General features: G+C 65.1%; 19 protein-coding genes and 1 pseudogene. 15 read left to right on the forward strand and 5 right to left on the reverse strand.

Annotated elements, in window-relative coordinates; genetic code table 11:
• Positions 1-12: 12 nt before the first annotated feature.
• On the forward strand, positions 13-354 hold the full coding sequence (locus QX126_RS00155; RefSeq protein WP_315771598.1) for a cytochrome c: 342 nt from the start codon (positions 13-15) through the stop codon (positions 352-354).
• Positions 354-1,289: a transporter substrate-binding domain-containing protein gene (locus tag QX126_RS00160; RefSeq protein ID WP_315741266.1), complete on the forward strand. Its 936-nt coding sequence runs from the start codon at positions 354-356 to the stop codon at positions 1,287-1,289. The genes QX126_RS00155 and QX126_RS00160 overlap by 1 nt, the downstream gene beginning before the upstream one ends.
• A 20-nt stretch (positions 1,290-1,309) precedes the next feature.
• On the opposite strand, the gene QX126_RS00165 is transcribed toward QX126_RS00160, so the two are convergent.
• A complete protein-coding gene (locus tag QX126_RS00165; protein ID WP_315741265.1) occupies positions 1,310-2,257 on the reverse strand; it encodes a helix-turn-helix domain-containing protein in 948 nt (315 codons plus the stop codon).
• Between the two features lie 407 nt (positions 2,258-2,664).
• Between QX126_RS00165 and xoxF5 the strand changes: the two genes are divergently transcribed.
• The 7 genes and pseudogenes from xoxF5 to QX126_RS00200 form a co-directional block, all read left to right on the forward strand.
• Positions 2,665-4,470, forward strand: coding sequence for a lanthanide-dependent methanol dehydrogenase XoxF5 (gene xoxF5, locus QX126_RS00170; RefSeq protein WP_315741264.1), 1,806 nt, complete (start codon positions 2,665-2,667; stop codon positions 4,468-4,470).
• A gap of 132 nt (positions 4,471-4,602) precedes the next feature.
• Positions 4,603-5,082, forward strand: coding sequence for a c-type cytochrome, methanol metabolism-related (locus QX126_RS00175; RefSeq protein ID WP_315741285.1), 480 nt, complete (start codon positions 4,603-4,605; stop codon positions 5,080-5,082).
• A gap of 78 nt (positions 5,083-5,160) precedes the next feature.
• Positions 5,161-6,270 carry an S-(hydroxymethyl)glutathione dehydrogenase/class III alcohol dehydrogenase gene (locus tag QX126_RS00180; RefSeq protein WP_315756267.1) on the forward strand — a complete coding sequence of 370 codons (1,110 nt, stop codon included), beginning with the start codon at positions 5,161-5,163 and terminating at the stop codon, positions 6,268-6,270.
• Positions 6,271-6,303: 33 nt separating this feature from the next.
• Positions 6,304-6,867: an S-(hydroxymethyl)glutathione synthase gene (gfa, locus tag QX126_RS00185; RefSeq protein WP_315778581.1), complete on the forward strand. Its 564-nt coding sequence runs from the start codon at positions 6,304-6,306 to the stop codon at positions 6,865-6,867.
• A gap of 360 nt (positions 6,868-7,227) precedes the next feature.
• Entirely contained in the window at positions 7,228-7,680 is a 453-nt protein-coding gene (locus tag QX126_RS00190; protein WP_315741262.1) for a (2Fe-2S)-binding protein, read from the forward strand.
• 2 nt (positions 7,681-7,682) lie between these two features.
• Complete coding sequence (locus QX126_RS00195; RefSeq protein ID WP_315778582.1) at positions 7,683-10,016, forward strand: xanthine dehydrogenase family protein molybdopterin-binding subunit; 2,334 nt, start codon at positions 7,683-7,685, stop codon at positions 10,014-10,016.
• Positions 10,017-10,130: 114 nt separating this feature from the next.
• Positions 10,131-10,447 (forward strand): annotated as a pseudogene (locus QX126_RS00200) (amidase); the annotation flags it as partial.
• 8 nt (positions 10,448-10,455) lie between these two features.
• On the opposite strand, the gene ccoG reads toward QX126_RS00200, so the two are convergent.
• Both ccoG and QX126_RS00210 read right to left on the reverse strand, forming a co-directional pair.
• Entirely contained in the window at positions 10,456-11,937 is a 1,482-nt protein-coding gene (gene ccoG / locus QX126_RS00205; protein WP_315778584.1) for a cytochrome c oxidase accessory protein CcoG, read from the reverse strand.
• A 355-nt stretch (positions 11,938-12,292) separates the two neighbouring features.
• Positions 12,293-13,087, reverse strand: a complete 795-nt coding sequence (locus tag QX126_RS00210; RefSeq protein ID WP_315778586.1) for a fumarylacetoacetate hydrolase family protein — start codon at positions 13,085-13,087, stop codon at positions 12,293-12,295.
• 959 nt (positions 13,088-14,046) lie between these two features.
• Between QX126_RS00210 and QX126_RS00215 the strand changes: the two genes are divergently transcribed.
• Complete coding sequence (locus QX126_RS00215; protein WP_315778588.1) at positions 14,047-14,661, forward strand: heme-binding protein; 615 nt, start codon at positions 14,047-14,049, stop codon at positions 14,659-14,661.
• A 272-nt stretch (positions 14,662-14,933) separates the two neighbouring features.
• Here the strand turns inward: QX126_RS00215 and QX126_RS00220 are convergent, their stop codons facing one another.
• Together QX126_RS00220 and QX126_RS00225 are read right to left on the reverse strand one after the other, a co-directional pair.
• Positions 14,934-15,710 carry a cyclase family protein gene (locus tag QX126_RS00220; protein ID WP_315778590.1) on the reverse strand — a complete coding sequence of 259 codons (777 nt, stop codon included), beginning with the start codon at positions 15,708-15,710 and terminating at the stop codon, positions 14,934-14,936.
• A gap of 50 nt (positions 15,711-15,760) precedes the next feature.
• A complete protein-coding gene (locus QX126_RS00225) occupies positions 15,761-16,750 on the reverse strand; it encodes a fumarylacetoacetate hydrolase family protein (protein ID WP_315778592.1) in 990 nt (329 codons plus the stop codon).
• 100 nt (positions 16,751-16,850) lie between these two features.
• Here QX126_RS00225 and QX126_RS00230 point away from each other — a divergent pair, with 100 nt between their 5' ends.
• Genes QX126_RS00230 through QX126_RS00250 form a run of 5 tightly spaced genes read left to right on the forward strand, consistent with a single transcriptional unit; the run spans position 16,851 to position 20,817 of the window.
• The gene (locus QX126_RS00230; RefSeq protein WP_315778594.1) at positions 16,851-17,786 is read left to right on the forward strand and encodes an ABC transporter substrate-binding protein; all 936 of its coding nucleotides are present in this window, start codon (positions 16,851-16,853) and stop codon (positions 17,784-17,786) included.
• Positions 17,786-18,484, forward strand: a complete 699-nt coding sequence (locus QX126_RS00235; protein WP_315778596.1) for a GntR family transcriptional regulator — start codon at positions 17,786-17,788, stop codon at positions 18,482-18,484. Before QX126_RS00230 ends, QX126_RS00235 begins: the two co-directional genes overlap by 1 nt.
• Position 18,485: 1 nt before the next feature.
• Complete coding sequence (locus tag QX126_RS00240) at positions 18,486-19,289, forward strand: ABC transporter ATP-binding protein (protein WP_315778598.1); 804 nt, start codon at positions 18,486-18,488, stop codon at positions 19,287-19,289.
• Positions 19,286-20,053, forward strand: a complete 768-nt coding sequence (locus tag QX126_RS00245) for an ABC transporter permease (protein WP_315778599.1) — start codon at positions 19,286-19,288, stop codon at positions 20,051-20,053. Before QX126_RS00240 ends, QX126_RS00245 begins: the two co-directional genes overlap by 4 nt.
• Positions 20,050-20,817: an ABC transporter permease gene (locus QX126_RS00250; RefSeq protein ID WP_315778602.1), complete on the forward strand. Its 768-nt coding sequence runs from the start codon at positions 20,050-20,052 to the stop codon at positions 20,815-20,817. Before QX126_RS00245 ends, QX126_RS00250 begins: the two co-directional genes overlap by 4 nt.
• Positions 20,818-21,496: the final 679 nt, after the last annotated feature.

The raw sequence follows: 21,496 nt of genomic DNA on the forward strand, positions 1-21,496 counted from the left end.
GTGAGACAGACCATGTTCATGAGAACGGCGGCGGCCTTCGCCGCCGTCATGGCGACTTTGGCCGTGCCATCGACGACCGCCCTCGCCCAACAACAAGATGGCAGCGCTGCACACAGCCAGGTCGACCTCGGCAAGACGACGTTCGCTCAGAAGTGCTCGCACTGCCACGGGCCCAACATGGTGAACTCCGGCACTGTGACGCCCGACCTGCGCCGGTTTCCCGATGACCAGCCTCGTTTCGTCACCACGGTGAAGCAGGGCAAGAACGGCCGCATGCCGCCCTGGGGCGACATTCTCAGCGATGACGAGATCACCGCGCTGTGGGCCTACGTTTCGAGCCGGAGAGCGCAGTGATGCGCCATCTCTGCTGTTGGTTGGCCGCCTTGATGATTTCGACGGTGTCGTCAGCGGCTTCAGCCGCTGACGACGTGCTGCGCATCTGCCTCGACGAAAATCTTCCGCCGCTCTCGGTCCATCATCGTGGCAAGCCCGGCGGCGGCTTCGATGTCCTGCTCGGTCAGGCGATCGCCGATCGCCTCGGCAGGAAGCTCGAGATCCAGTGGTACGAAAGCAAATTGGACGAAGATTCCAGTCCAGCGCTGGAGGCGAATGCACTGCTATCGGACGGACGCTGTTCGTTGCTCGGCAGCTATGCGTTCACGCAGGACGGTTTGGTTGCGCCGGGCGTCAAGACGGCCAAGCTGCCGGACTTCGATGGCGCCACGCGCGACGACCGCCGTCGCCGTGTTCCGCTCGGCACGCTGATGCCGAGCAAGCCGTATATGTTCTCAACACTGACCGTCGTTCTTGGACCGTCCGCGAAACCGCGCCCGATCACCGACATCGGCGATCTGGCCGGGCTGCGGCTGGCAATCGAGAGCGGCACGTTGGCGGATGCCATCCTGATGACGTTCGACAAGGGACGGCTGATCGACGACATCACTCATTTGATTCCGGCGCGGGACGATCTGCTCGGCGCGCTCGAACAGGGCAAGTTCGACGCGACCCTGCTCGATAGCAGACGTTTCGATGCGTATCGGGCGGCTCATCCCGACACCAAGCTCGGCGGGTCGGGCTACAGCTATCCGATCGGCGTGAACCGAGGTTATGTCGGGCTGGCCAGTTCGGCCGAGCTCATCACATCGGTCGACAAGGCATTGACGGAGCTCGACGGCTCCGGGGCCCTGGCGAATCTCGGTCGGTCCGCCGGACTGACCTATCTTCCGCCGCGCGAGCCGGTGATTCTCGGCGATGCATTCCAGAGGATCATCCGGAGCGGCGCACGCTAGCGCGGTCGCTCCACGACCGCTCAGCGCGCCGCAGTCTTGTGAACCGACGATGGCACGACGCCGAAATATTTGCGGAAGACGCGGCTGAAGTGCGACGAGCTCGAAAAACCCCATGAGAACGCGACATCGGTGATGGTCTTGCCGCTCTGCGTCTCCAGCTCCTGCCGGCAATGCTGAAGCCGGGCCCGCCAGATGTAGTCGCTGACCGTCATCCCACGATCGCTGAAGACCATGTGAAGGTAGCGCTTGGTGCAACCCAGGGCCGCCGAAATCTGATCGATGCACAGATCGGGATCGCGCAGATGCTCGCGGATGAAGGCTTGAGCGCGGATATAGACCGCCTCGGGTCCCGCACGGTCCAGCATTCGATCGGCTTCGCGCAGCGGCAGCAGCAGCAGATCGATCAGCGACTCGGCGACGCTGGCCGCCGAGTTGGGCGACAGCCGGGTCGCCTCGTCGAACGCGGCATGGGTGACGTCATGCGCAATCCGACCGGTCCCGCTCCGCGCCGACAGCTTGTATGCCGGCATCTTCTCCGACCGGAAACCGCGCTCCTGCAACAGCTCCTTGGGCACGATGACAACGTCATGGCGCGTCAACGCGGGGCTGATGATCGTGTGCGGCGACGACACATCGTAGGCGAGGCAATCGCCGGGGCCGATCTCGATCTGGCGGCCATCCTGCTCGAAATAGGACGTTCCATAGGTCTGGAACAAGATCTTGATGTAGGGATGTGCCGCCTTTTGCGCACGCGCATAGGAATGCGCAATGCGGTGCTGGCTGGCCTCGATCTGGCAGAGCTTCAGGCGCGACACCGTCGTGAAATTGATGCGCCCCTCGAATGAGGCCCCCTCCAGCGGATCGACATCGAAACGTCCGCACAGGTCGGTCAGTGCATCTGACCAACGCTGGATCTGGCTCTTCGGCGAGAAGCCCGAAGTATTAAGCGAGCGGATCGTATCGGACATGTTTCATCCACCGATTCATGATCGAAACGCAACGGGTCCGCCGCAGGACGGCGAACGAGACTGCAGCAAGATTGCTCCCATTTTAAGGCTGCGGCTCTTTCGCGGCGCACTCGTTCCATAACGCGCCCTGTTTGATCCTCCGCCTTCATCTCTGTAAGGTCAAGGGAAACGTCAACCCTCGGTGGAACCGCGATGCTGCAAATTGATGCTGCGCAGCAAGAGTGGCCCTCATGTTGCGGACCAGCAAAGCAAAATCTCCTTCAAAAACTTCTATTCGCTTCACTCTTGAGCAAGCTCTTTTCTCTTTTGGGCAAGTTTCCCGGTTGGGAAGTGGATAATCAATGATGCCGAAAACGAATACTGGGCCGCGTGATGCGGAACCTCAGTTGAACCCGGGAGGAAAGACGATGCGAAGAGTGCTACTCGCAACATGTCTGACGTCAGTCGCGGCGCTTGCCGCGGGTGGCGCATGGGCCAGTGAAGAGCTGGTCAAGATGTCGGCCAACCCGAAGGACTGGGTGATGCCGGCGGGAGACTACGCCAATACGCGTTACTCCAAGCTCAACCAGATCACCGCCCAGAACGTCGGCAAGCTGCAGGTCGCGTGGACCTTCTCCACCGGCGTGCTGCGCGGCCATGAAGGCGGACCGCTCATCATCGGCAACCTGATGTATGTGCATACGCCGTTCCCGAACAAGGTGTATGCGCTCGATCTCGCGCAGGACAACAAGATCGTCTGGAAGTACGAGCCCAAGCAGGACCCAAACGTCATTCCGGTGATGTGCTGCGACACGGTCAACCGCGGCGTCGCCTATGGTGACGGCAAGATCTTCCTGCATCAGGCCGACGACAAGCTGGTGGCGATCGACGCCAAGACCGGCCAGCATGTCTGGACCGCCGTCAACGGCGATCCGACCAAGGGCCAGACCGGCACCTCGGCGCCGCTGGTGGTGAAGGACAAGGTCCTGGTCGGCACGTCCGGCGGCGAGTTCGGCGTCCAGTGCAGCATGACCGCTTACGACATCAAGAGCGGCAAGCAGGTCTGGAAGGCCTACTCCGAAGGTCCGGATGACCAGATCCTGTTCGATGCCAACACCACCGCGCTCGGCAAGCCGGTCGGCAAGGACTCGAGCTTGAAGACCTGGCAAGGCGATCAGTGGAAGACCGGTGGCGGCTGCACCTGGGGCTGGATCTCCTACGATCCGCAGCTCGACATGGTCTATTACGGGTCGGGCAATCCCTCGACCTGGAACCCGAAGCAGCGTCCCGGCGACAACAAGTGGTCGATGACGATCTTCGCCCGCCACGCCGATACCGGCGTCGCGAAATGGGTCTATCAGATGACGCCCCACGACGAGTGGGACTATGACGGCGTCAATGAGATGATCCTGTCGGACCAGTCGATCAACGGTCAGCCGCGCAAGCTGCTCACGCACTTCGATCGTAACGGCCTCGGCTATACGCTCGACCGTGCCAGCGGCGAGCTCCTCGTCGCCGAAAAGTTCGACCCGAAGGTGAACTGGACCACCGGCGTCGACATGGACAAGAACTCGCCGACCTACGGCCGTCCGAAGGTCGTCGATCAATACTCGACCGACAAGCAGGGTGAAGACGTCAATACCAAGGGCATCTGCCCGGCGGCGCTCGGCACCAAGGACGAACAACCGGCCGCCTACTCGCCGGACACGCAGCTGTTCTACGTTCCGACCAACCATGTCTGCATGGACTACGAGCCCTTCAAGGTGAGCTACACCGCAGGTCAGCCCTATGTCGGCGCGACGCTGTCGATGTATCCGCCGGCGGGTGAGACCCATATGGGCAACTTCATCGCTTGGGACGGCAAGACCGGCAAGATCGCCTGGTCGAACAAGGAGCCGTTCTCGGTGTGGTCGGGTGCGCTCGCAACGGCCGGCGGCGTGGTGTTCTACGGAACGCTCGAAGGCTACCTCAAGGCGGTCGATGCCAAGACGGGCAAGGAGCTCTACAAGTTCAAGACTCCGTCCGGCATCATCGGCAACGTCACGACCTACGAGGCAGGCGGCAAGCAGTATGTCGCCGTGCTCTCGGGTGTCGGTGGCTGGGCCGGCATCGGTCTCGCGGCGGGCCTGACGGATCCGACTGCCGGTCTCGGTGCGGTCGGCGGCTACGCAGCGCTGAGCAACTACACCGCCCTGGGCGGCGCGCTCACCGTGTTCTCGCTCCCGCAGCAGTGAGCTAGGCACCTGCTTCCGGCGCATGGATTTCGTCCATGCGCCGGTTCGCCTGCCCCAGAAAATTAAGGGAAGACGCCCTTGCGTAGAATCTGTTTTGCGGTCGCCACGGCTCTGATCCTGGCAACCGGCGGGATGAATGTCGCCGAAAATGCCTGGGCGGAAAGTCCGGGAGATCCTGCGGCCGTCAAGTCCGAAGACGGGAAGTACTTCGATAAGGATGGCAATCCGACCTACAAGGTGGGCGCCGACGGATCGGTCGACTGGTACACCTACTCCGGATACCGCCGCTATCATTCCGAATGCCACGTCTGCCACGGGCCCGACGGCATGGGATCGACTTATGCGCCTGCGCTGAAGGACTCGGTCAAGACCATGAGCTACGGCGATTTCATCGGTGTCATCGCCAGCGGCCGCAAGAATGTCAGCACGTCCCAGGAGAACGTCATGCCGGCTTTCGGCGACAATCCGAACGTGGCCTGCTACATGGACGACCTCTACATCTACCTGCGCGCCCGCGGCAATGACGCGGTGGGACGCGTTCGCCCGGCCAAGCACGAGGACAAACCGCCAGCCTATACGGAAGCGGAGAACTCCTGCATGGGCAAGAAATGACTGACGACGGGGACCGCGCCTGAACAGTTTCCCTGGGCAGCGTCGCGGGCTCAAGAGAATGAAAGAGGAGTTTGAGACATGAAGACGCGCGCCGCGGTCGCTTTCGAAGCCAAGAAGCCGCTGGAGATCGTCGAGGTCGACCTCGAAGGGCCGAAGGCCGGCGAGGTACTGGTCGAGATCAAGGCCACCGGCATCTGCCACACCGATGCCTACACGCTCGACGGTTTCGACAGCGAGGGCATCTTCCCCTCGATCCTCGGCCATGAGGGCGCCGGCATCGTGCGCGAGGTCGGCCCTGGCGTGACCTCGGTCAAGCCCGGCGATCACGTCATTCCGCTCTACACACCGGAATGCCGCCAGTGCAAGAGCTGCCTCAGCCGCAAGACCAATCTCTGCACCGCGATCCGCGCCACGCAGGGCAAGGGCCTGATGCCCGACGGCACGTCGCGCTTCAGCTACAAGGGCCAGGCCATCTACCACTACATGGGCTGCTCGACCTTCTCCAACTTCACCGTGCTGCCGGAGATCGCGGTCGCGAAGATTCGCGAGGACGCGCCCTTCGACAAGAGCTGCTATATCGGCTGCGGCGTCACCACCGGCGTCGGCGCAGTCGTCAATACGGCCAAGGTCACGCCCGGCTCGAACGTCATCGTCTTCGGCCTCGGCGGCATCGGCCTCAACGTGCTCCAGGGCGCGCGGATGGCGGGCGCCGACAAGATCGTCGGCGTCGACGTCAATGACAGCAAGGAAGAATGGGGGCGCCGCTTCGGCATGACCCACTTCGTCAACCCGAAGAAGGTGACCGGCGACATCGTCCAGCATCTGGTTGCGCTGACGGATGGCGGTGCCGACTACACCTTCGACTGCACCGGCAATACCACGGTGATGCGCCAGGCGCTGGAAGCCTGCCATCGCGGCTGGGGCGAATCGATCATCATCGGTGTCGCCGAAGCCGGCAAGGAGATCGCGACCCGCCCGTTCCAGCTCGTCACCGGACGCGTCTGGAAGGGCACGGCGTTCGGCGGCGCGCGCGGGCGCACCGACGTTCCCAAGATCGTCGACTGGTACATGAACGGGAAGATCGAAATCGACCCGATGATCACCCACACGCTCAAGCTCGAAGACATCAACAAGGGCTTCGACCTGATGCATGAGGGCAAATCGATCCGTTCCGTCGTCGTGTTCTGACCCCAAGCACGCAAAACTGAGGAGGATTGCGCCATGACTGTCCACATCCATCCGTCCGTCGATAACGGCGTCAAACAAGGAAGCGGCCATTTCGCCGGCGGCACGCTGGTCTGCAAATGCCACGACCGGCCGGTCAAGGTCGGCATCAAGGGCGATGTCGCGCATAACCACGCGTGCGGCTGCACCAAATGCTGGAAGCCCTCCGGCGCGACCTTCTCGGTCGTTGCAGTGGTGCCGCGGCAGAACGTCACGGTGCTGGAGAACGGCGACAAGCTCAAGATCGTCGATCCCTCCGCCGTCATCCAGCGTTACGCCTGCACCGGCTGCGGCACGCATATGTATGGCCGCATCGAGAACACGGGCCACCCGTTCTACGGCCTCGACTTCATTCACCCCGAGCTGTTCCAGGAGCAGGGTTCGGCCGCGCCGGGCTTTGCGGCCTTCGTCTCGTCGGTGATCGAGTCGGGCGTGAAGCCGGAACAGATGAGCGAGATTCGGGCGCGATTGAAGGAGCTGGGGCTCGAGCCCTATGACTGCCTGTCGCCGGCCCTGATGGATGCGATTGCCACCCACGTGGCGAAAGCAAAGGCGGCCTGACGGCCGCCACGTACCAAGCGTACCAACTGAAGCGTTCCTTCCTGAAGACTTGGTGCCTCGCCTGCCCCACGCTGGCGAGGCATTCTTTTTTTGTCGTCGTTTTGGTCTGGCGGTCGCCATTGTTGTCGGCGCATCGCCCATTGTTCCGCATTTGCATTGCAGCGGGCTGCACGCGCAGCGCTCGTCTGCTCTGACAACACACGCGCCTGTGTAGACCGATGCCTGTCCCGGTCTGCTATCATCAGTCGTTTTCCGACAACTCTCGATTGATCCGGCGCGTGCACGTAAGGACATGTGGTCCCGCGCGCGTCCACCAACGATCAGAACAGCGACCATTGGTCCGACAGAGCGAGGGCGAACATGATCAAGGTGAAAATCAACGGACAGGAGCAGAGCTGGGATGGCGATCCGAGCCTGCCGCTGCTGTGGTATCTGCGCGACGAGCTGGGTTTGACCGGAACGAAATATGGGTGCGGCGCAGCGCTGTGCGGCGCCTGCACCGTGATAGTCGACAAGGAAGCGGCGCGCGCCTGCATCACCGCAGTGTCGGATGTCGCGGGACGGGAGGTCACCACCATCGAAGGTCTGCATCCGACCGGAGATCATCCGGTGCAGAAGGCGTGGCGGCAGGTCAACGTGCCGCAATGCGGCTTCTGCCAGGCCGGGCAGATCATGCAGGCGGCCGCACTCTTGAACGAGAATCCCAAGCCGTCGCATGACCAGATCAGGGATGCGATGGCCGGCAACATCTGCCGCTGCGGCTGCTATCAGCGCATCGAGAATGCGGTCCATCTGGCCTCGACGGGGGTGTGATCATGAACATCATCGCAAATCCCGACATCGCAAAGTCCGCGTCTCGCCGCGGCTTCGAGCGGCATCTCAAGGTCGAGAACGTCTCGCGCCGTACCATCCTGCAGACGCTGGGCCTCGCCGGCGGGTTCGTGCTCGCGGCTCCCTTGCTGTCGCGCCCGGCGTTTGCCGCCTATGAAACCGGCGCCGGCAAGATGCCGCACGGCACCGTGGTCGATCCCAAGGTTTTCGTTTCGATCGCCCCCGACGGCATCGTGTCGATCCTCGCCCACCGCTCCGAGATGGGCACGGGCGTGCGTACCAGCCTGCCGCTGATCGTGGCGGAGGAGATGGAAGCCGACTGGTCGCGCGTGCGCGTCGTGCAGGCCCCCGGCGACGAGGTGAAGTTCGGCAACCAGGATACCGACGGTTCGCGCAGCACGCGGCACTATCTGCTGCCGATGCGACAGATCGGCGCCATGGCGCGGGCGATGCTCGAAGCCGCGGCGGCCAAGCGCCTCGGCGTGCCGCCGAGCGAAGTGAAGGCCGTCAATCATGAGGTCGTGCACAGCGCCAGCGGCCGCCGCCTCGGCTTCGGCGAGCTCGCGGCCGATGCAGCCAATCTGCCGGTCCCTGCGGTCGACACCGTGCAGCTGAAGTCGCCGAAGGACTTCCGTTATCTCGGCAAGGGCCAGGTCAGTATCGTCGATCTGCACGACATCACCGTCGGCAAGGCGCGCTATGGAGCCGACGTCCGCCTGCCCGGCATGAAATACGCGGTTATCGCCCGGCCGCCGGTCACCGGCGGCAAGGTCAAGTCGTTCGATCCGGCCGAGGCGCTGAAGGTGCCCGGCGTCGAGCAGGTGATCGAGGTCAAGGGCTGGCCCTGGCCGTCGAAGTTCCAGCCGCTTGGCGGCGTCGCCGTGATCGCGCGCAACACCGGCGCTGCAATCAAGGGTCGCGACGTGCTCAAGGTCGAATGGGACGACGGCGCCAATGCTGCTTACGACTCCGTCGCCTATCGCGCCGAGCTCGAAGCCGCCGCACGCCAGCCGGGTCTCGTCGTGCGCCAGGAGGGCGACGTCGAGGCCGCGCTGAAGTCGGCCGACAAGGTGATCACCGGCGAGTACTACCTGCCGCATTTCGCCCATGCCAGCATGGAGCCGCCGGTCGCGGTCGCCGACGTCAAGGGCGACAAGGCCGAGATCTGGGCGCCTGTGCAGAGCCCCGGCGGCACGCACGAGGATGTTGCCAAGACGCTGCAGATCCCGCCGGAGAACGTGACCGTCAACGTCACCCTGCTCGGCGGCGGGTTCGGGCGGAAGTCCAAATGCGACTTCGCGCTCGAGGCTGCCCTGCTGTCGAAGACGCTGGGTGCGCCGGTCAAGGTGCAGTGGACGCGCGATGACGACCTCCATCACGATTTCCTGCACACCGTGTCGGTGGAGCGCATCGAAGCCGGGCTCGACAAGAGCGGCAAGGTGGTGGCCTGGCGCCACCGCAGCGTCGCGCCGACCATCCTGTCGACCTTCGCGGCGGGCGCCGATCATGCCGCGCCGTTCGAGCTCGGCATGGGCCTCGTCGACATGCCGTTCGAGATCGCCAACATCCAATGTGAGAATCCCGCCGCCAAGGCGATGACCCGCATCGGCTGGTTCCGCTCGGTCTCCAACGTCCCGCGCGCCTTCGCCGTGCAGTCGATGGTCGGCGAGATCGCCCATGCCACCGGCCGCGACCAGAAGGACACGCTGCTCGAGCTGATCGGCACTCCGCGCGTCCTGAAGCTCGCCTCGGTGAAGGATCTCTGGAACTACGGCGAGCCCTACGAGAGCTACCCGATCGACACCGGCCGGTTGCGCCGCGTCGTCGAGTTCGTGGCCGAGAAGGGCAATTGGGGCCGCTCGGTGCCCAAGGGCCACGGCCTCGGCATCGCCGCGCATCGCAGCTTCGTCAGCTACATCGCCACCATCGTGGAGGTGTCGGTCGACGACAAGGGCAAGCTTGTGGTGCATCAGGTCGACACCGCGATCGACTGCGGCACCTTCGTCAACCCCGAACGCATCGCCTCGCAGCTCGAAGGCGCCGCGATCATGGGGCTGAGTCTCGCCAAATATGGCGAGATCAGCTTCAAGAACGGCCGGGTGCAGCAGCGCAACTTCGACGACCATCCGGTGGTCCGAATCGACGAGGCACCGCTGGTGACCAACGTGCACATCGTGCCCGTTGATGCCGACACTCCGCCAAGCGGCGTCGGCGAGCCGGGCGTGCCGCCATTCGCGCCGGCGCTCGCCAACGCGATCTTTGCCGCCACCGGCAAGCGCCTGCGGGCGCTGCCGATCGGCAATCAGCTCGCGACCTGAGCTTGCAGCAATCAGCAGATCATCGGCCGGAGCGATCCGGCCGGTGATCCCAGCGGAAGAAGCAGGATCAGTCAGCGCCCGTAGCGCACCGAGGCATAGCGGCCGATGACGGCGGACGGCGAGGTCTGCATCACCGCGCTGGAGACCGGCGTCACCGGCACCTTCCGCCTCACCGTGCGCAAGGACATGGACATCACCTGGCCGTTCGCCGAGAACGCCACCCACCTGATGTCGATCGGCCTCGACGAGGATCTCGATGACGCCGCCAAGCAGGCGGTGCGCGAGATGGTCGAGCACGTCTGCGCCCGCACCAACCTGTCGCGCAACCAGGCCTACATGCTGTGCTCGCTGGCCGGCAATCTGCGCCGTCACCCAGCTGGTCGACGGCAACAAGGGCATTCCACATGCTGCTGCCGAAATCCTATCTGTAGGCCCTCCGCTACCGGTTCACGAAGCGGTCGTGCGCGGTCAGCACGACCTGCCCGCTCGCATCGACCGCCTGGAAGGTCACATCGGCATCCACAGACTCGGGCATGGTCAGCGTCACCCGCAGCGCCTCCGAGCCGTCCGGCTCGACCTCGATCACATCCGCCGCCGCATGACCGACAATGGCGAGCGCCGCATCGATGCCGCTGATGCCGAGCTTGAAGCTCTGCACGGCGGACGACTTGTTGAGCAGCTTCACCGTGTAGCCGTTGCGCACCGAGCCATCCGACAGCCGCACCGACATCGGATCGCGATCGTGCTGCACCGACAGCACGGCGGTGGTCTTCGTGACGAACGAAACAGCGATCACGCCGGCGACAGCGACGCAGGCCAGCGCAAGCCCGATCGTCTTCGGCCGCACCAGCCGTGAGACACGCGGCTCGCCGACACGGCCACGCTCGATGTTGCGCCAGCTCTCGTAGTCGATCAGGCCGCGCGGACGGTCGAGCTTGGCCATCACGCCGTCGCAGGCATCGACGCAGAGGCCGCAATTGATGCAGGCGAAGCTCGGCCCCTGGCGGATGTCGATGCCGATCGGGCAGACCGCGACGCAGGCGCCACAATCGACGCAATCGCCGGCCGGCAACCCCTGCGATCGCGCCTCGGCGGCCTTTTTCGCCGACATCCGGGTCTCGCCGCGATAATCGCGATAGTTCACCGTGAAGGCTTCCGGATCCCAGATCGCGCCCTGCAGACGCGGCCACGGGCACATGAAGGTGCAGACCTGCTCGCGCGCGAAACCGGCGAGGCCATAGGTCGTGCCGGCGAACACCAAGGTCCAGGTCAGCGCGGTCGCCGACATCTCGCCATGGATGAGATCGCGCAGCAACTCCGGCGCGTCGGTGAAGTAGAAGATCAGGGTGCCGCCGGTGCCGAGCGCGATCGCCATCCACAGCGCGTGCTTGGTGGCGATCTGTGCGATGCGCCGCGCCGTCAGCGGCGCGCCGATGTTCTTCAGCCGCTGCCGGCGGTCGCCCTCGACGAGGCGCTCGACGAGGAGGAACAGGTCGGTCCACACCGTCTGCGGACAGGCGAAGCCGCACCACAGGCGGCCGGCCAGCGCGTTGACCAGGACGAGGATGAACGTCGCCAGCAGCATCGCCGCGGTGATGAGATAGAGATCCTGCGGCCAGATCTCGGCGGGGCCAAGGTAGAGCTTTCCGTGGGCGAAATCGAGCAGCACGGCTTGGCTCGGCGCATTCGGCCCGCGGTTCCAGCGCACGAACGGCGTGATGTAGTAGACGGCGAGCGTCAGAACGAGAATCAGCCATTTCAGCCGCCGGATTGGCCCCTTGACGCCCTGCGGAACCACCGGGCCGCCAGCACTGCGCAACGACCGTGCCGGGCCGCGGGCCTGACCCTGGCCCTTGCTTTGGCCTTGGCCCTGCGCCATGCGCCTCGTCTTGGCGTGATCGATCTCGATGGTGATGGCCACGGCTGCCCTCGTTCGCTCGGCTGATGCAGGGCAACGATAGGCGGCGGTGCCCGGCGGCTCTTTGTCGGGCCACAAACTTGCGAACGGGTGGCAGCGCCTGTTTGCGCGGGAACAACGATAGTTCCCGTCCGGCAGGCGATGAGAGGCGCGGCGCCGCGAGCGCCACGGCGGCAGTCGCAGCATCCGGAGGGATGGCTGCGGCTGCCGCGCTTGTTGGATAGCGCGCGTAGCGACGCTCGCTGCTCGCCTCTCCCCGCGTGCGGGGAGAAGGAGCGTACCGGCATTGCGGCGGCGACTTCCGTTCCAATCGGCAGCGTTAACATGCTGCACACGACGTGTGATCCAGCCCCTCCACTCAAACGATCTTGATCGACATGTCCGGCAGGCCCTCGAGCTTGCACAAGAGCACGTCGCCCTTGACGACCGGGCCGACATTCTCCGGCGTGCCGGAATAGATGATGTCGCCGGCCTTCAGCTCGAACGCCTCGGACAGTTTCGCGATCTGCTCGGCGACGTTCCAGATCATCTTGGTCAGGTCGGAGTTCTGCCGGACCGTGCCGTTGACCGCGAGCGAGATCGCGCCCTTGGTGAAGTGGCCGACCTTCGCCACCGGATGGATCGGGCCGAGCACAGCGGCATGATCAAAACTCTTGCCGATCTCCCATGGCTTCTTCTCGGCGGCCATGCCGTTCTGCAGGTCACGGCGGGTCATGTCGAGGCCGAGCGCGTAGCCATAGACATGATCGAGCGCGGACTCGGCGGGAATGTTGGTGCCGCCGGATTTCAGCGCCGCGACCAGTTCGACCTCGTGATGATAGTTCTTGGTCAGCGACGGATAGGGATGATCGGCGACCTCGCCGACCGCGACGTTCTGGATCGCGTCAGTCGGCTTCTGGAAGAAGAACGGCGGCTCGCGGTTCGGATCGGAGCCGCGCTCGATGGCATGCGCCGCGTAGTTGCGGCCGATGCAGTAGATGCGGCGGACGGGGAAGACGCCCTGCTCGCCGGCGATCGGAATCGTGGTCGCCGGCACGGCGAAGATCGGCTTCGGCCCGGCCTGTGCCGCGGCAGGGTGGGTGTCCGTCATGATCGCAGCCGCTGCGGCGGCGCTGCCGGCGACGAGAAGATCGCGGCGTGAGGTGTCTGCCATGGGTTTCCTCCTGGATCAGCCGTTGCGGCCGGCTGATTTGTTGGTGGTGGCGCGCCAGCATCGGCGCCCCGCTCAACTGATAAGCATATCCAGTATGCCAGCGCCACTATGCGCACGCGCCGTCGCTCTCGCGACGCAACACACGCCCGAAGCGATGCTCGAGACCCTCGCCGGAAACGCGAGGGCGCAGGGAAGGCCGGACCTCGACTGAGGCCCGTGGCCCGCCTGCGGAAAAAATGCAGGCGGCAGGAACCACAGGTTCAGCCGGACAGACCCGGCCTTCCCTGCGCGATGGGTGAACGTCTGCTCCGAGCTCTCCCCGGGGACCGGCTTGTTTGCTCCCGTCACCTGCGCAACCCATCAGGTCGGCAACAGGCTTGGCGCCAGCATCGGGGCGCCAGGACCACACGGCTTGAACGTCCGCGAGCTGACAGTCGTCTTGCGCAAAAGCGCCTGACAGACCCGCGGCCATCGCTCCCCGCCTCAACGTATCGTGACGACGCGTACGCCCCTCTGAATGAGGCGGGATGGAGGGAGGAAAGCATATCTTCCGATAAAACGAAAGTCGGAAATTTTTGCGCCGATATCTGGACAGAGGTGATCGCGCTGAGCGCGCTGCGGAATTTTCGTTTTCGGCACAGGCACGATCTGGATCATGAGAGGGGTTGCGGGGCGGCGCTTCTTGTCGCGCCCGAGGCCGAGTCGCCCGACGGGCACGCACCGCCATCGGCACGCGCGTAGCCGGATGAGCGCAGCGACATCCGGGGGGCCCCTACGCCTCGTGCGATCCCGGATATCGCTGCGCTCATCCGAGCTACGCTACAGTCGGGCGTCGCGAAGGACGACCGCAGGCGGGCACCCGGCACGTGATCTGCCGGACCTTCGCTCGCGTTTCCTCGTTATTCAATCCTGACGGCGCAACCGCCATGACCGAGCCGACACCACCGGGGAGACGCCGCATGCTGATCTGGCTCACCGGCATCGTCGTGCTCGCGCTGGCCGGCGCCGCCATCGCCGCGGGGCCGATCATGAGCCGGGTCGAACATCCCAGATACGACGTCGTTTCGCGCGATGGCAACTTCGAAATCCGCGCCTATGCGCCGATGATCATCGCGAAGGCCGAGGTGCAGGGCGCGCGCAAGCCGGCGATCGAGGAAGGCTTTCGCATCATCGCCGGCTACATTTTCGGCGCCAACCGTGCGAAGACGAAGATCGCCATGACCGCGCCGGTGCAGCAGCAGGCCAGCGCCACCATCGCGCCCGCCGATGGCGTCGCCAGCGACCGCTGGAGCATCAGCTTCGTGATGCCCTCGAACTGGTCGCTCGACACTCTCCCGCCGCCGGCCGATGCCCGGATCAAGCTGACGGCCCAGTCTGCGCAGCGCATGGTCGCGATCACCTTTTCGGGCTCCACCTCCGACGGCATCATCGCTGACAAGACTCGCCAACTGCGTGACTACGCGCAGCGCAAGGGGCTGACCGTCACCGGATCGCCGCTGCTCGCGTTCTACAATCCGCCCTGGACCCTGCCGATGCTGCGGCGGAACGAGGTCATGCTGGCGTGTAGTTGCTAAAGCGAGATGAGAGAGAGCGGCCTGATTTTGCAGTCAAGGTCGGCTCGCAACTGTCACCACGACGCGCGACGAGCTCCCTCTCTGGCTTTGCCGAGTCTCCTCCTCGGTCATTCCGGGGCGTGCGCAGCGCGAACCCGGAATCCATCCTTCAGCGCACGTCGCGCGGCTCGATGGATTCCGGGCTCGTCGCGCTGGCGCGCGCCGCCCCGGAATGACGCGAAGATCAAACGCGCCAGAACCCATGTCGTGACTTCAATCGGAGATTAGGCGCCTCACCCCTCGATGATCGCCACCGCCCGCGTCCATCCGGCCGAGGCGCGCTCGATCTTGACCGGGAAACACGACACCATGAACCCCGTCGACGGCAGTTGCTCCAGATTGTGCAGCTTCTCCAGATGGCAATAGCCGATGTGGCGGCCGGCCTTGTGGCCTTCCCAGATCAGCGCGGCATCGTGGGTCTCGGCGTATTTCTGCGCGGTGAACACGAACGGCGCGTCCCAGCTCCAGCCGTCGGTACCGGTCAGGCGCACGCCGCGCTCAAGCAGATACATCGTCGCCTCATAGCCCATGCCGCAGCCGGAGTTGACGTAGTTGGCCTGGCCGAAGCGCGCGCCGGCCGAGGTATTGACGACGACGATCTCGAGCGGCGACAGCGTGTGGCCGATGCGCTTGAGCTCATCCTCGACATCCCTCGCGGTCACCACATAGCCGTCCGGGAAACGACGGAAGTCGAGCTTCACGCCCGGCTGCAGACACCACTCCAGCGGCACCTCGTCGATGGTCCAGGCGCGCTCGCCGCGGTTCATCGTCGGATGAAAGTGCCAGGGCGCATCGAGATGCGTGCCGTTGTGGGTCGACAGATTGACCTGCTCGACCGCCCAGCCCTGCCCGTCCGGCAGATCCTCGGCCTTCAGCCCGTCGAAAAACTGCAGCATCCGCGGCAGGCCTTGCTGGTGATCAATGTATTGGATGGTCGGGTGCGCTCCCGGCGGATCGGCCGGCACGTCGTTCTGCAAGGGCACGGAGATGTCGATCAGTCTGCGGGCCATGGGCGGTCCTCTCTTGTCATCGTTCTTGGTTGTTGTCGTCGGCAGCAGGATCAGACGTCCTGCCGCTCGACCTTGTTCTTCAGGATGCCGATCTTCTCGACCTCGAGCTCGATCACGTCGCCATGTTCGAGATACCAGCCGAGCTCCAGGCCACAGCCATTGCCGACGGTGCCCGAGCCGATGAACTCGCCCGGCATCAGAGTCTCGTCCTTGCTGATATAGGCGATCAGCTCCTCGAACGAAAACAGCATGCCCTCGCTGACGCCGCGCGAGCGCACCTCGCCGTTGACCCGCGCCTCCATCTTCAGGCGATAGGGATCGCCGATCTCGTCCGGGGTCACGATCCACGGCCCCATCACGTTGCCGCCGTCAAAGCTCTTGCCTTTGGAGGGGCCGAGCCGGCCGTCCATCTCGATGCGCTGCGTGTCGCGCGCGGAGAAGTCGTTGAAGATCGTGAAGCCGAAAATGTGGTCGCGCGCCTTCGCCGCCGGAATATCCTTACCCTTGCCCCTGGTGATGATGCCGAACTCCAGCTCATAGTCCATCACCTTGCTGTAGCGCGGCCATTTCACCGTCGTGTTGGGGCCACGCACGCTGAAGCGGTTGGTGATGTAGAAGATCGGGACCTTGCGATAGACCTCGGGCAATTCGCCGAGCGGCTCGGCATCGATGCGCGCGAGCTCCTCCGCGTCGCCGCGCTGCCGCGCCGCGAGCTTTCGCTGGCCGCGCGGCGCCTGCAGGATGTGCAGCGGAAACGACATGCCGTCGCGCATCTGCCGCGGCTCCGGCACCGGGGCCAGCAGCTCGGTGCCGCCGACGTCGCGCGAGAGGCTTTCGTCGCTGCCATAGCGCTCGACCAGCGCGCGTGCTGCGTCGAGCGCAGCTTCGCCGGCATCGATCAACGCCAGCATCGAGCCGAACGCCGGATTGCTCTTGCCAGCGCGATCGGCGGCCGTGGTGAGGTCGAAAAGCTTGGAATCGCCGCCATGAACGACGCCGATCCGCTCCCCGCCTTCCGCTCGAAATGTCGCAAGTTTCACGCTGGCCTCCCCTTGTGTTCTATCTGAAAATATACAAACATAGAAAATATCGATAAACAAGAGGCGTCCGAGAGAGGGACGCCCGCGGGAGGAGTCAAGGATGCGTCATCGGATCATCAGTGCTGCGCTCGGATCGGTGCTGGCCACGCTTGTGCTCACATCTGCGACACGCGCCGAGAAGATCCAGATCGGCTGCACCGCCACCTCGGACTGCGCCTCGGCGATGGTCGCGGTCGATGAGGGTCTCTTCAAGAAGCACGGGCTCGACGTGGAGATGGTGCTGATCGGGATCAACTCGAACATCCCCGCGGCCATCCTCTCCAATTCGATCCAGATCGGCGGGCCGACCTCGACCGTGTTCCTCCAGGCCGCTGACGGTGGGCTCGACCTCGTCGCGATCTCCGGCGCCTCGATCATGACCAAGACCTCGAACGATGCGGTCGCCGCCTTCGTGCGCAACGGCGTCACCATCAACGGCCCGCAGGACTTCAAGGGCAAGAAGGTCGGCGCACCCGGCATCGGCGCGTTCCTTCAGGTGCTGTTCGTGAAATGGCTGGTCGAGAAGGGCGTCGATCCGAAGAGCGTCAACTTCGTCGAAGTGACGTTCCCGACCATGGCCGACACCATCAAGTCGGGAGGCGTCGATGCGGTGCTGACGGCGGAGCCTTTCGTGATGCGCATGACCAATGCCAATCTCGGCACGGTGGGCGCGCACTACGCGGCCGAGCTCGCCCGCACCGAGCCGATCATCTTCTATGCGGCCTCGCGCGAATGGGCGGAGAAGAACCCGGAGACCGTCAGGAAATTCCGCGCGGCCATCGCCGAGGCGGCGCCGGTCGTCAACAGCGACCGGGAGAAGGCCTCGGCCGCGATCGCCAAGTTCACCAAGCAGCCGCTAGAGCTGGTCAAGCTGACGACGCCCAACTACGCCGAGCCGGTCCTGAAACCCGAGCAGCTTGGTTGGTGGATCGACGTGATGTCCGCGCAGAAGATGCTGCAGAGCAAGCTCGATCTCAAGAAGCTGATCCTCGACTGATGACGGCACCACACCCGATCCCGCAGACCGAGCCGCCGAGCAGCGACACGCTCAGCGAGCGCGCCGCCGCGCTGATCGAGCGCGACATCGTCGCCGGCGTCCTCGCCCCCGGCTCGCGGCTTGGGATCGTCGAGCTTGCCAAGCGCTACGAGATCGGGCCGACGCCGGTCCGGGAAGGGCTGTCCCGGCTGGTGTCGCGCGGCCTGATCGTCGGCATCGGCCAGCGCGGCTTTCGCGTGGCCGAGGTCAGCCGCGACGATCTCGTTGACATCACGCGCATGCGCACTGTCGTGGAAAAAGAGGCCCTGCGGCTGGCGATGCAGAGCGGCGACGACCAATGGGAGGCCGGCATCATCGCCGCGCTGCATCAGATGCGCCGCTACATCCAGCGCATGCAGAGCGAGTTCCGCGAAGGCGCGCCGGAGTTCGATCGCTTGCACAAGGCGTTTCACACTGCGCTGCTGGGGGCCTGCGGATCACGGCGCCTGCTCGCCGCTCATTCGGATCTCTACGACCAGGCCTATCGCTACCGCCGCGTGATGATGCGCAGCTTCGAGGATGGCAGCGGCTTCATCAGGGAGCACGAGACGCTCGCCGACCTCGTGCTCGCGCGCAATGCCGCCGCGGCCCAAGCGCGGCTCGAGGCACATCTGCGCTCGACCGTCGATATCGTCTATCCGCATCCGAAGGGAGCCTGAGATGGCAGAGCCTGCCCTCGCATTGGTGCAATCATCTCCCTCGCCTGCGCGTGCGCAGATCGCCTTCGACAATGTCGCGCTGGTGCTCGGCGGCAAGACGATCATCGACACGATCAGCCTGGAGGTCGCGACTGGCGAGATCCTGTGCGTGGTCGGCGCCTCCGGCTGCGGCAAGACCACGGCGCTGCGGCTCGCCGCCGGCCTCTATCAGCCGAGCGGCGGCACGGTGCGTTTCGAGGGCGAGGCGATGCGCGCGCCGCGGCGCGAGATCGCGGTCGTGTTCCAGGATTATGGCAAGGCGCTGCTGCCGTGGCGCACCGCCGCCGGGAACATCTCGCTGGCGCTGGAGACGATCGGCATGCCCGCCATCAAGCGCGAGACGCGCATCGCCGAACTGCTGGCCAAGGTCGGGCTCGCCGGCCATGCGGCCAAATATCCGACGGAGATGTCCGGCGGCATGCAGCAGCGGCTGCAGATCGCGCGCTGTCTCGCGCAGGATCCGAAGGTGCTGCTGATGGATGAGCCGTTCGGCGCGCTGGACGCGATGACGCGACAGGGGCTGCAGGACGAGATGCTGGCGCTGGTGGCGGCGACCGGCGCCACCGTCGTGTTCGTCACGCATGATCTGGAGGAAGCGATCTATCTCGGCGATCGCGTGGTCGGCCTGCTGCCGCATCCCGGCCGCGTCGGCCTCACGATGCAGATCGACCTGCCGCGGCCGCGCGACCAGTTGGCGACGCGCGAGCATCCGGAGTTCCTGCGGCTGCGGCGCGAGCTGTTCGACTTCATCAAGGCGAGCGAATGACGATGCCGGATCGCATCAAGCCCGCCCTGCTGCCGTTCGCGGCGCTGCTCGTGTTCGAGGCCTGGATGCGGCTCGCCGGCGTGCAGAGCGACTCGCTGGCGCCGCCGAGCGCGATCGCGCTCGCCTTGCTGGGCGCGCTGACCGACGGCTCGCTGCTGGCGGCGACGCGCGACACGCTCGCCTCGGTGTTCGCCGGCCTCGCGCTCGGCGGCACCATCGGCCTCGTGCTGGGCATCGCGCTCGGCCTGTCGCCTATCTTCAACCGGTTGATGGAGGTCACGATCGAGGCGATCAGGCCCATTCCTTCAGTGGCGCTGCTGCCGATCGCGCTGATCGCGCTCGGCTTTGGCTATCGCATGGAGATCGCGATCGTCGCCTTTGCCTGCGTCTGGCCGGTGCTGATCGTGACGCGTGCCGCGGTGGGCGGCATCGAGCCGCGCCTGCTCGAGGTGGCGCGCGCGTTGCGGCTGACGCAGCTCGACCGTGTCACGAAGATCGTCATCCCCGCCGCCCTGCCCCGCATCATCATTGGGTTTCGCCTCGCCGCCGGCATCGCGCTGATCGTCGCCGTCACAGTCGAGATCGCGATCAATCCGCTCGGCCTCGGCGCCGGCATCATGATCGCGCAGCAGGCGCTGCGGCCGGACCTGATGCTCGCTTATCTCGTCTGGATCGGCGTCACCGGTTTCGCCCTCAACACTTTGCTGATGGCTGCGCAACGGAGCTTGTTCGGGCGCGCGGCTGTCATGGGAGAGCAGGCATGAGATGGTCTGCCATCGCCTGGCGCCTTGCCAGCTTCGCCGTCGCCGCCGGCATCATCGTGCTGTGGCAGTTCGCCGCCGATCAGCGCCTGATATCACCGGTGTTTCTTCCCAGTCCCGACCGCGCCTGGGCGGCGCTGCTGCGCGGCTTCACCAGCGGCGATCTCCTGACCAAGCTCACGGGCACCCTCACGCATATGGCCTATGGCTGGCTGCTCGCCTCCGCCGCCGGCATCGCGCTCGGCGCCATGATCGGCTCCTCGAAGACGATGCGCATCTACGTCGCGCCGACGCTGGAGCTGCTGCGGCCGCTGCCGGTCTCGGCGATCATTCCCGTCGCCATCGCCTTTCTTGGACTGAGCCAGGGCATGGCGCTGTTCGTGATCGCGTTCGGCTCGCTGTGGCCGCTGCTGCTCGGGACGATCCACGGCTTCGCCGCGGTCGAGCCGCGACTCTATGAAGTCGCGCGGGTGCTGCACATGTCGCGGCTCGCCGTGATCTTCAAGATCGCGCTGCCATCGGCCGCACCCGACATCCTCGCCGGCATGCGGCTGAGCCTCACGGTCGCGCTGATCCTCGCCGTCGTCTGCGAGATGCTCGCCGGTCTCGACGGCCTCGGCCAATGGGTGCTGCTGTCGGCGCGCTCGTTCCGCTCGGCGGATCTGTTTGCCGGCGTGATGCTGCTCGGAATCATCGGCTACATGACCGCGCTCGCGATGGGCGCGGCCGAGAGCCGGCTGCTGCGCTGGCAGCACGCGCGGCGGTGAGGCTCAGGTCGCGCGCGATCGCGGTGAAATATTGCCGGAGGCCGCTCAAGCCGGCTTCCAGGAGCGCGACGACCGCCCATGGCTCCGATTGCGGAGCCAGCACCTGACCCGCCCCCTGAAAGAAAGAGGCCGCCGACACACAAGGTGCAGGCGGCCCAAGTCCAGGGAGGAAACGCCCCAAGAAGGGCTAGGTTTTACTTACTAGATCAGGAGATTCGTGGGTATCCGGATGATACCGGAGGTTGTCATCGCGCTGACGGGTTCCTATCCCGACCGAGATACCGCCAGGTCACGCCGTCTGACGCTCTTCGTGGCGAACGCATTCCAGCGTGACCTTCTCGACATCGGAGTCGACCCACTCTGCTCTCCGTTCCTCCTCCTGCAGCGACTGTTCGAGCGGCGCGCGGGCGTCCTCGACGCCGGCGGCACAGCGAGAGCAGCGACGTGTGGGCGGCGATCTCAAATTTCTCGAATGCTTTGTTGGCGAAGGTGTTCTTCAGGAACTCGTCGCCGGACATCGCATGTCCGATGGCCGCCGAGAACGACTCCTTCTCAGCGCCACATGGTCGGTGTGACAAGATGCGCGCCATCGGACCGTTTCCGACCGAGAGCGCCACGGCTTTGTGCTGCCTGATCGACATTGGGCGCGGGATCGATTGCGGGCGCGTGGTCGAGCTGG

The organism is Bradyrhizobium sp. SZCCHNPS1003 (assembly GCF_032381555.1).
GTDB lineage: Bacteria > Pseudomonadota > Alphaproteobacteria > Rhizobiales > Xanthobacteraceae > Bradyrhizobium.